Annotated in this window: 9 protein-coding genes and 1 tRNA gene; 8 read left to right on the forward strand and 2 right to left on the reverse strand. The window is 72.2% G+C overall.

Annotated features, from left to right (window positions below; genetic code table 11):
* Positions 1–35: 35 nt before the first annotated feature.
* On the reverse strand, positions 36–371 hold the full coding sequence (locus QMK61_RS06150) for a hypothetical protein (protein WP_302071228.1): 336 nt from the start codon (positions 369–371) through the stop codon (positions 36–38).
* 153 nt (positions 372–524) lie between these two features.
* On the opposite strand from QMK61_RS06150, the gene QMK61_RS06155 reads away from it, so the two are divergent.
* The 5 genes from QMK61_RS06155 to rocF all read left to right on the forward strand — a co-directional run bounded on the left by QMK61_RS06155 (position 525) and on the right by rocF (position 4,319).
* A complete protein-coding gene (locus QMK61_RS06155) occupies positions 525–1,514 on the forward strand; it encodes a biotin--[acetyl-CoA-carboxylase] ligase (RefSeq protein WP_302071229.1) in 990 nt (329 codons plus the stop codon).
* Positions 1,511–2,251, forward strand: a complete 741-nt coding sequence (locus QMK61_RS06160; protein ID WP_302071230.1) for a type III pantothenate kinase — start codon at positions 1,511–1,513, stop codon at positions 2,249–2,251. The genes QMK61_RS06155 and QMK61_RS06160 overlap by 4 nt, the downstream gene beginning before the upstream one ends.
* 73 nt (positions 2,252–2,324) lie before the next feature.
* Complete coding sequence (locus QMK61_RS06165; protein ID WP_302071231.1) at positions 2,325–2,987, forward strand: SPOR domain-containing protein; 663 nt, start codon at positions 2,325–2,327, stop codon at positions 2,985–2,987.
* 46 nt (positions 2,988–3,033) lie between these two features.
* Positions 3,034–3,109: transfer RNA gene (locus QMK61_RS06170), tRNA-Thr, on the forward strand.
* Positions 3,110–3,401: 292 nt separating this feature from the next.
* A complete protein-coding gene (gene rocF, locus QMK61_RS06175) occupies positions 3,402–4,319 on the forward strand; it encodes an arginase (protein ID WP_302071232.1) in 918 nt (305 codons plus the stop codon).
* A 138-nt stretch (positions 4,320–4,457) separates the two neighbouring features.
* Here the strand turns inward: rocF and QMK61_RS06180 are convergent, their stop codons facing one another.
* Positions 4,458–5,204 (reverse strand): dienelactone hydrolase family protein, encoded by a 747-nt coding sequence (locus tag QMK61_RS06180; protein WP_302071233.1) that lies wholly within the window; start codon positions 5,202–5,204, stop codon positions 4,458–4,460.
* A gap of 142 nt (positions 5,205–5,346) precedes the next feature.
* On the opposite strand from QMK61_RS06180, the gene QMK61_RS06185 reads away from it, so the two are divergent.
* The 3 genes from QMK61_RS06185 to QMK61_RS06195 all read left to right on the forward strand — a co-directional run bounded on the left by QMK61_RS06185 (position 5,347) and on the right by QMK61_RS06195 (position 9,656).
* The gene (locus QMK61_RS06185) at positions 5,347–6,711 is read left to right on the forward strand and encodes a tryptophan--tRNA ligase (RefSeq protein WP_302071235.1); all 1,365 of its coding nucleotides are present in this window, start codon (positions 5,347–5,349) and stop codon (positions 6,709–6,711) included.
* A gap of 7 nt (positions 6,712–6,718) precedes the next feature.
* A complete protein-coding gene (locus tag QMK61_RS06190; protein WP_302071236.1) occupies positions 6,719–7,057 on the forward strand; it encodes a hypothetical protein in 339 nt (112 codons plus the stop codon).
* Between the two features lie 364 nt (positions 7,058–7,421).
* The gene (locus QMK61_RS06195) at positions 7,422–9,656 is read left to right on the forward strand and encodes a DUF5916 domain-containing protein (RefSeq protein ID WP_302071237.1); all 2,235 of its coding nucleotides are present in this window, start codon (positions 7,422–7,424) and stop codon (positions 9,654–9,656) included.
* Positions 9,657–10,001 lie beyond the last annotated feature (345 nt).

A 10,001-nucleotide genomic window follows, 5' to 3' on the forward strand; every position in this document is an offset into this window, starting at 1 on the left:
GCACGGCGCCGGAGGCCGGCAGGCCAAAGAGGGGCTTACTGGATCGAGCCGGGCAGCAGCGACTGCCAGCCCAGGTTAGCGTGGTGCGAGTGCGCGGGGGTGTCGTCGCCGCCGCCGCCATGGATCGTGCCGTCGCCATCGCCCTTGGGAGGCGTCGGCGCCGTGGCGTGCGCGCTGCCGCTCGACGAGGGGCGCGAGAGATCGACGATGTCGCCGCCGCCGGCGGCCGAAGCGTGGGCGCTACCGTCGGCGGCGCCCTGGGCGCAATCGCCCGCACCGGTCGTGACCGCATCGGCGGCGGTGGCGGCATGGGCGCTGGCGATACCGCCCAGGCCGATGACGCATCCGATCAGCAGGTGTCTGGCACGCATGGCGATCAACCCCTTGATGACGCACAGGCAGCCCACGGATCGTCCCAGAAATGTCCGGTCGATGCCAGTGCCGGCCGGGCGGGCGGCTGCGGCGGGCGGCAACCGCTAGAATTCCGCGATGACCTGTCCGAATTTCCCCTCCGGGCGCCGCTGATGCTGGCGCCGCAACTGCTGGCCGTGCTCGCCGCGGGTGAGACGGTGTCCGGCGCGCGGCTGGCCGAGGCGGCCGGCGTGTCGCGCACCGCGATCTGGAAGCAGGTGGAGGCGCTGCGCGGCCGCGGCGTGCCGATCGAGTCGCGCGGCACCGCCGGCTACGGCCTGCCGTGGCCGTTGCAGATGCTGGACGCGGCCCGGATCCGCGCCGCCCTGCCCAAGGCCGCCCGGGCCCGGCTGGGCGCGCTGGACCTGTACTGGGAGATCGACTCCACCTCCAGCGAGCTGCAGCGCCGCGGTGCGCAGGCGCCCGACCTTAGCGTGGTGCTGGCGGAGACGCAGAGCGCCGGCCGCGGCCGGCGCGGCCGCACCTGGCTGTCGCCGCCGGGGCTGAACCTGTACCTGTCGTGCCTGAAGCGCTTCGACACCGGCGTCGCCGCGCTCAGCGGCCTGTCGCTGGCGGTGGGGGTGATCGTGCTGCGCGCGCTGGACGCGCTGGGGGTGCGCGGCGCCGGGCTGAAGTGGCCGAACGACGTGCTGGCCCGCGACGCCGACGGCCGCCCCGGCGGCAAGCTGGCCGGCATCCTGGTCGAGCTGTCCGGCGAATACCAGGGACCGTGCGCGGCGATCATCGGCATCGGCCTCAACCTGCGCCTCACCCCGGCGCTGCACGCACAGGCCGGCCAGCCCGCCTGTGACCTCGCCACGCTGTGCGATGGCCAGCCGCCGGACCGCAACCACGTGGCCGCCGCGCTGATCGCCGCGCTGGCCGACGGGTTGCCCGCGTTCGAGCGCGAAGGCTTCGCCGCCTTCGCCGGCGACTACGCCGCGCACGACCTGCTGCGCGGCCTGCCGCTGCGCCTCAGCGGCGCGCTGGGCGAACTGGAAGGTACCGGCGCCGGCGTGGACGCGCGCGGGGCGCTGCAACTGCGCACCGCCGGCGGCCTGCGCCGCATCGACAGCGCCGACGTCTCGGTGCGCCGCGCATGAGGCTGCTGCTCGACCTCGGCAACACCCGCCTGAAATGGGCGCTGGCGGCGGACGGCGAATGGCCGGCCCGCGGCGCGGTGTCCTGGGACGAGGACGTGGCCGTCGCACTGGAACGGGCCTGGCGAGGCCTGCCGCCGCCGGCTCGCGCATTCGGCGCCTCGGTGGTGGACACGGCGCGCGAGGCACAGGTGGCCGGGATCGTCGCCGGCGCGTTCGCGCGCGAGGTCGCCTGGCTGCGCACGCCCGCCGTCGCCTGCGGCGTGCGCAACGCCTACGCGGAGCCGCAGCGGCTCGGCGTGGACCGCTTCCTGGGCATGGTCGCCGCCCGCGCCGACGGTGCCTCGCCCTGCGTACTGGCCGGCATCGGCACCGCGCTGACGCTGGACGCGCTGGCCGCGGACGGCCGCCACCTCGGCGGCCTGATCGCGCCCGGTCCGCGGCTGATGCAGCAATCCCTGCTGGGCGCCACCGCGCGGGTGCGGCCGGAACGGCCGGGCCGGGTGCTGGAGGCGGCCGACAACACCGCCGACGCGGTCGCCTCCGGCTGCTGGCAGGCGGCGGTGGCGCTGGTCGAGCGCTTCGCGGCGCGGATGGCGCCCGGATTGGGCGGCGCCCCGCAACTGGTCGTGCACGGCGGCGACGCGGCGGAACTGCAGGCGCTGTTGTCGCTGCCCTCACGCCACGCGCCGGACAGCGTGCTGCGCGGTCTGGCCGTGTGGGCCGGTCAGGCCGGCTGACGTGCGCGGACGCGCACGCCGCGCCGATGCGCTGCCCTAGAATGCGGCGCAACCCGTTCCCGATGGATGGCCGATGTTCCTGCGCCTGCTCTTCGTCTTCCTGATCACGCTCAACATCGCGGTGGGCGCGTGGCTGCTGCTGGGCCAGGACGAGTCGCTGGGACGCAGCGCCACCGACCCCGGCGTGCCCGAGCTGCACCTGCTTTCCGAGCAGGCGCCCGCGGCGGCGCCTGTCGCCGCCGCATCCGTCGCGCCGGCGAAGCCGATGGCGCCGTCGGCCAGCTACGCCTGCATGACCCTGGGCCCGTTCGCCACCCCGCAGGACCTGCGCAGCGCCCGCGGCCTGCTGGCGCGCGAGCTGGTGCGCGCCCGCGCGCGGCAGGAGCAGACCACCGAACTGCGCGGCTGGTGGGTGCACCTGCCCGCCAGCGGCAGCCGCGCGCAGGCATTGGCGGAGGCGCGCAAGCTGCAGGCGAAGCACATCACCGACTACTTCGTGGTCGGTTCCGGCGACCAGCAGAACACCGTGTCGCTGGGCCTGTTCAAGGACCCGGCCAACGCGCACAAGCGGCTGGAGCAGGTGGTCGCCGCGGGCTTCCCGGCCCAGCTCACCGAGCGCAGCGAACAGGTGCCGCAGTACTGGCTGGACCTGGTGGTGGCCGACAGCGCCCACTTCGACTGGCGCAGTCGCATCCCCGACCCCAGCGTGGGCTCGCACAGCAGCGGCTGCTTCTGACCGCGCGTTGAGCCGCCGTCCGGGCCTGCTAGAATCGCCATCCGTCGCCGGTATAGCTCAGTCGGTAGAGCAACTGATTTGTAATCAGTAGGTCCCCAGTTCGAATCCGGGTGCCGGCACCATCCCCGAAGCTTTCGGTTCCACTCTCCGATGGATGGATTCCCGCGCCGGCGGAAGTTCCGGTGGGCATGGGGGCATGGCGCAAGCCATGTTGACAGCGCTGTCAAACGATGATGACATGGCGCGCGAGCCGACCCGGACCGGGTGGGCGGGGGTGAGGGCGATGGCGCGACTGCGCTGATCGGATGGCGGTGGCGGCACGGCCGGACGGCCGTGCCGCAATGCGCCGCGTCACGGCCGTGCAAGTCCGCGGCGCTAGACTGGTGGGCCACAGAGACTCCACCGGAAAGCATCATGGACAAGCAGACGATTGCACTGGTCGGCGTACCGACCGACATCGGCGCCGGCCACCGCGGCGCCTCGATGGGCCCCGAGGCCCTGCGCGTGGCGAAGATCGGGGAGCGGCTGCAGCAGCGCGGCTTCGACGTGGTCGACCGCGGCAACCTGCATGGCCCGCACAACCCCTGGCAGCCGCCCACGGACGGCTATCGCCACCTGCCCGAGGTGGCGGCATGGAACGCTGCCGTGCACGAAGCGATCCATGCGGAACTGGCCGGTGGGCGCCTGCCGATCATGCTGGGCGGCGACCATTGCCTGGCGATCGGCTCGATCAGCGCGGTGGCGCGGCATTGCCGCGAGCAGGGTCGCAAGCTGCGCGTGTTGTGGCTGGACGCGCACACCGACTTCAACACCGCGCTGGCCACGCCCACCGGCAACATCCACGGCATGCCGGTGGCCTGCCTGTGCGGCAACGGCCCGGCCGAGCTCACCGGCATCGGCGGCCACGTGCCGGCCACCCGGCCCGACACGTACCGCCAGATCGGCATCCGCTCGGTGGACGATCCAGAGAAGAGGCTGGTGCGCGAGGCCGGCATGGACGTGTTCGACATGCGCCACATCGACGAGGTGGGCATGAAGCGCACGATGGAGGAGGCGCTGGCCGGCGTGGACGCCGACACCCACCTGCACGTCAGCTTCGACGTGGATTTCCTCGACCCCAGCATCGCGCCGGGCGTGGGCACCACCGTGCGCGGCGGCCCCAACTACCGCGAGGCGCAGCTGTGCATGGAGATGATCGCCGACACCGGCCGGCTCGCCTCGCTCGACATCGTCGAGCTGAACCCCGCATTCGACAAGCGCAACGCCACCGCAAAGCTGGCGGTGGACCTGGTGGAGTCGCTGTTCGGCAAGTCCACGCTGATCCGCATCTGAGCCTTCGCTTGAGCCCCTCGCCCGCTTGCGGGAGAGGGGTTGGGGAGAGGGCCGGGACTTGCGCCGCCGTCCACCGTACCCGCTTCGCCTGCCGGCACCTTCTCCCCGGGGGAGAAGGGTTGCAGCCCGGGACACCGCTCAGTGCGGCAGCGCCTCGTCCAGCAGCGCGAACAATGCTTTCCAGTGCCGTTCCGCCGCCGCTTCGTCGAAGGCGGGGTGGTCGGGCACGGCGTAGCCGTGGTGCGCGCCCCTGTAGATCTCGACCCGATGGTCGATGCCCGCCGTGGCCAGCGCCTGTTCGAGCAACTGCTTCTGCGCTTCGGTGAAGTGCGCGTCCTCGTCCGCGCCGGCCACGTACACGCGGCCGGTGATGCCCTGCACGTGGCGGTGCGGGCTGCTGGCGTCGTCGGTGGCGAGGCCGCCGCCGTGGAAGGAGGCGATGGCGGCGAAGCGGCCGGGGAAGGCGCCGGCCGCGGTCAGCGCGATGTTGCCGCCCATGCAGTAGCCGGTGCAGGCCAGGCGGCCCGGCTTGACCTCCGGGCGCGAGGACAGGAACCCGGCGGCGGCTTCGGCGTCCGTGATCTTGGCGTCGCGGTCGAGGCTGCCGACCAGCGCCATCAGCCCCTTCTTCGCCTCCGGGTCGGCGAACACCCTGGCGGGCTCCATCGGCGCGTAGCGACCGTGACGATAGTAGAGGTCGGGCAGCAGCACCGCGTAGCCGCCGTCGGCCAGGCGCCGGGCCATCGCGTGCAGGGCCGGGCGGATGCCGAGGCCGTCCATGAAGAACACCACGCCCGGCCACGGCCCATGGCCGCCGGAGGGGGTGAGCAGCGTGGCCGGGCAGGTGCCGTCGCGGGTGTCGAAGGTGAGCTCGAGGCTGGGCATGGGATGGCTTCGCAGGTGGTCGGGAAGGCTGCCATTATATGAGGGTTTCCTCATGTATTTCGATGCGTCCGGACTCGGCGACCCGCCCGGGGAGGCGTGCGGCCGGATGTCGTACACTGGGCTTTTAGCTTCGCGAAGCGACATGCAGACCCGAGTCCTCACCGGCATCACCACCACCGGCACGCCGCACCTGGGCAACTACGTGGGCGCGATCCGCCCGGCCGTGGCGGCCAGCCGCCGCGCCGACGTGGACGCGTTCTACTTCATGGCCGACTACCACGCGCTGATCAAGAGCGACGACCCCGCGCGCATCGAGCGCTCGCGGCTCGAGATCGCGGCGACGTGGCTGGCCGCCGGGCTGGATCCGCAGCGGGTGACGTTCTACCGCCAGTCGGACATCCCCGAGATCCCCGAGCTCACCTGGTTCCTCACTTGCGTCACCGCCAAGGGCCTGCTCAACCGCGCGCATGCCTACAAGGCGGCGGTGGACAGGAACGCGGAGGCGGGCGAGGACGCCGACGCGGGCGTCACCGCGGGCCTGTACATGTACCCGGTGCTGATGGCCGCCGACATCCTCGCCTTCAACGCGCACAAGGTGCCGGTGGGGCGCGACCAGATCCAGCACATCGAGATGGCGCGCGACATCGCGCAGCGTTTCAACCACACCTACGGGCGCGAGTTCTTCGTGCTGCCGGACGTGGTGATCGAGGAACAGGTCGCCACGCTGCCGGGCCTGGACGGCCGCAAGATGTCCAAGAGCTACGACAACACCATCCCGCTGTTCGCCGGCGGCGCGAAGCAGCTGCGCGAGGCGATCCTGCGCATCGTCACCGACTCGCGTGCGCCGGGCGAGCCGAAGGACCCGGACGGCTCCGCGCTGTTCACCCTCTACCAGGCCTTCGCCGGCGCCGACGAAACCGCCGCGTTCCGCCAGGCGCTGCTCGACGGCATCGGCTGGGGCGAGGCGAAGCAGCGGCTGTTCGAGCGCATCGAGGCGGACGTGGCGCCGATGCGCGAGCGCTACGAGGCGCTGATCGCCAGGCCTGCCGACATCGAGGACATCCTGCGGGCGGGCGCGAAGAAGGCCCGCGCCACCGCCACGCCGCTGCTGGCCACGCTGCGCGAGGCGGTGGGCCTGCGCTCGATGGCGAACCTCGCCGCGCCGGCGCGTTCCACGGCGCCGGCCGCGTCGAAGGACAAGCCGCCGCGCTTCGCCAGCTTCCGCGACGAGGACGGCCGCTTCCGCTTCCGCCTGTTCGCCGGCGACGGCGAGGAACTGCTGCTGTCCGCGCCGTTCGCCGACCCCAAGGCCGCCGGCGTGCTGCAGAAGCGCCTGCGCACCCTGGGTGGCGCGGCGGCCGAGCTGGTGCCGGGCGAACGCAACGCCAGCCTGCGCCTGGACGGCGAGGAGGTGGCCACCACCCCCGACCACGCCGACGCCGCGACCCGCGACGCGGCCCTGGCGCGCCTGCGCGAGGCGCTGGACCGGCTCGCCGCGCAGGACTGAGCGCGCGATGCGCTACCTCGCCCTGCTGCTGCTCGCCCCGGTGCTGCTGGTGCTGGCCGCGCTGTACTGGTTCGGCCCGCCGGGCCGGCGTGGTGGTGCGGCGCGTCGCATGTACGACCTCGTCGTGCTCTCGCTCGCCGTCGCGACGGGCGTGTGGCTGGCCATGGCCGGCTTCGACAGCGTGCCGGAGCAGGCGATGGATGCGCTGGGCCGCGCCAGCGGCGGCATCTGGAAGCAGGTGCTGCCCGCGCTGTACGGCTACGGCGCCTTCAGCGGCGTGCTGGCGCTGGGCCTGCTCGGGCGCTTCCTGCTGTTCCGCCGGCCACGGAACCAGCAGCCCGGCTGAGCGCCATCCTTCTCCCTCCGGGAGAAGGTGCCGGCAGGCGGAGGAGGGTCCGGGCGGAGCGGGCGCAGTGAACCGCAGCGCAAGCCCCGGGCTTCTCCCCAACCCCTTTCCCGCAAGCGGGCGAAGGGTTCGGAAGTTACGCGAGCCTTGCAGGGCGACTCCCTCTCCCACGTGTGGGAGAGGGTGCCGGCAGGCGGGAGAGGGGCTTCTTCGTTGGCCATGTTCCGCCTGCCCCTAGGCCATCAGTCAGGCATGACGCCAGCAGGTATTTGCGGCTAAATGGCCGGCGGATGTCGCCGCCCCGGGCGACACGCACCCCCGCTTTCGCCGCGCCGCCACCGGCGCCCCGTGGAATTTTTCCGAGATGCGCCTCGCCGGCCTGCTGCTTGTGCTCCTGTCCGCATGGCCGATGGTCGCCGGCGCCGTCGACATCGACGGCCGCCTCGCGCCCGGCGAGTGGAAGGATGCATTGCACATCACCGGTTTCCGCCAGGTGCAGCCGCTCACCGGCCAGCCGTCCACGCTGCCCACCGAAGCCTGGGTGCTGGCCACGCCGCAGGGGCTGGCGGTGGCGTTCCGCTGCGCCCAGCCGCCCGGCGTGCCGCGCAGCAGCCAGCGCGTGCAGCGCGACTTCGAGGACCAGGTGGACCGGGTGAACCTGATCGTCGATTTCAACGGCGACGGGCGCACGGGCTACAACTTCACGGTCAGCTCCACCGGCGGCGTGTACGACGCCGTGATCACCAACGAGACCAACTTCAACAAGGACTGGGACGGCAACTGGAAATCGGCCGTCAGCCAGGACGCGCAGGGCTGGACGGTGGAGATGCTGATTCCCTGGTATACGGCGCCGATGCAGCGCGGCCGCGACGGCAAGCGCAGCATCGGCCTGTACCTCGACCGCGTGGTGGCCGCTACCGGCGAGCGTGTGGCGTGGCCCGCGGCCAGCTTCCAGCGCGCGCGCTTCCTGTCCGACTTCACGCGCGTGGAGGTGCCGCAGTACAGCCAGGCGCTGCTGGCGATCACGCCCTACGTTTCCGCCGTGCACGACGACGTGCGCGGCAGCAACCACTTCGAACGCGGCGCCGACCTCTTCTGGAAGCCCAACGGCCAGTTCCAGCTGACCGCCACGGTCAACCCCGACTTCGGCCAGGTGGAAAGCGACGACCTGGTGGTGAACTTCGGCGCCACCGAAACCTACTTCAGCGACAAGCGGCCGTTCTTCACCGAGAACCAAGGCATCTTCGATTTCAGCCTGCTCGACGACAACAGCCAGCTGGTCTACACCCGCCGCGTGGGCGGCCCGGCGGACGACGGCCGCGGCGCCAGCCCCATCGACGCCGCGGTGAAGCTCAACGGCAGCGTGGGCGGCACCAGCTACGGCCTGCTCGCCGCCGACGAGGGCGACGAAGCCGGGCGCCGCTTCGCCGCCGCCCGCGTGGTGCATGACTTCGGCACACAGAGCCTGGGCCTGATGCTGACCCGCGTCGACCGCCCCTGGCTGGGCCGCGACGCCAACGTGGTCGGCATCGATGACCACTGGCGACCCACGGCGGGACTCACCGTGGCCGCCAACGTGGTGGGCAGCGACATCGCGCAGGACGGCCGCCACACGCGCGGCAGCGGCGCCACGCTGCTGGTCGACGCGGACCACGGCGACGGCTGGCGCGAGCAGTGGGCGGCCATGCACTTCAACGACCGCCTCCAGGTGAACGACTTCGGCTACCTGGAGCGCAACGACCTGAACTACGCGCACTGGGAGGTGCGCAAGCGCTACACCGACCTGCCAGCCGGTTCCGCCTACAGCTCGCACGACTGGCGCGTGCGCGTGGACGCGCTGGACGACACCGCCGGCCTGCGCCTGCGGCGGCAGCTGCGGGTCGAGCGCAGCAGCGGCCTGCGCAACGGCGGCACCGAAGACATCGAGCTGAACATCAACAGCGCGGCCTGGGACGACCTGCTGACCCGGGGACACGGCGCGCTGCACCTGCCGCCCACCTTCGACCTCACCATCGAGCGCAGCAGCCCGCGGCACGGCGACTGGTCCTGGAAGCTGCAGGCGGAAGCGGCCAGCGCCGGCCTGGGCGGCAACCACAGCGTGGGCTACACGCTGGAATTCATTCCCACCTATTTCGTCAACGACGCCTTCAGCGTGTACGCCGGTCCCTACTACCAGCACGTGCCCGACTGGCTGGTGTGGCAGCACGACAACCTGGTCGGCCGCTACGACCAGCGCACGCTGGAACTGGAAGCCGGCTTCGACTGGAGTATCGGCAACCGCCAGGAGCTGCGCATGAAGCTGCAGGCGCTGGGCCTGGACGCGCGGTCGCGCGGCGCCTACCGCGTCGGCGCCGACGGCCGCGCCGTCGCCAGCGACGATGCCGTGGACGACTTCGGCGTGCGCAACCTGGGCCTGCAGATCCGCTACCGCTACGAACTCGCGCCGCTGTCCTACCTCTACGTGGTGTACGGCCGCGGCGGCTACCTGCTGGACGACGACAGCCGGGGCCTCGGCGTGCGCCGCCAGTTCGGCAACAGCTTCGCCCTGCGCGACGACGACCAGGTGCTGGTCAAGCTGAGCTACCGCTTCGACATCTGACGCCCGTGCATGCTCCCTCGCCTGCTGGCAGGGGAGGGGTCACCAAACTCGCGGCAAGCCCGGCTACCCCCTCCCGACCTCCCCCTGCAGGCAGGGGGAGGAGCCGACCCCACACGCGCCATGCGTTCCCCCGCCCCTGCGTGCAGGAGAGGGCCGGGGAGGGGTCACCAAACTCGCGGCAAGCCCGGCTACCCCCTCCCGACCTCCCCCTGCAGGCAGGGGGAGGAGCCGACCCGACGCGCCACGCATTCCCCCCTCCCCTGCGCGCAGGGGAGGGCTGGGGAGGGGTCAAGCAATCTCGCGGCAAGGTCTGTCCCGCTCCGCTTCCTCTCCCCTTCGGGGAGA

It is taken from the genome of Fulvimonas sp. R45 (assembly GCF_030504985.1).
Taxonomy (GTDB): Bacteria; Pseudomonadota; Gammaproteobacteria; order Xanthomonadales; family Rhodanobacteraceae; genus Rhodanobacter_A.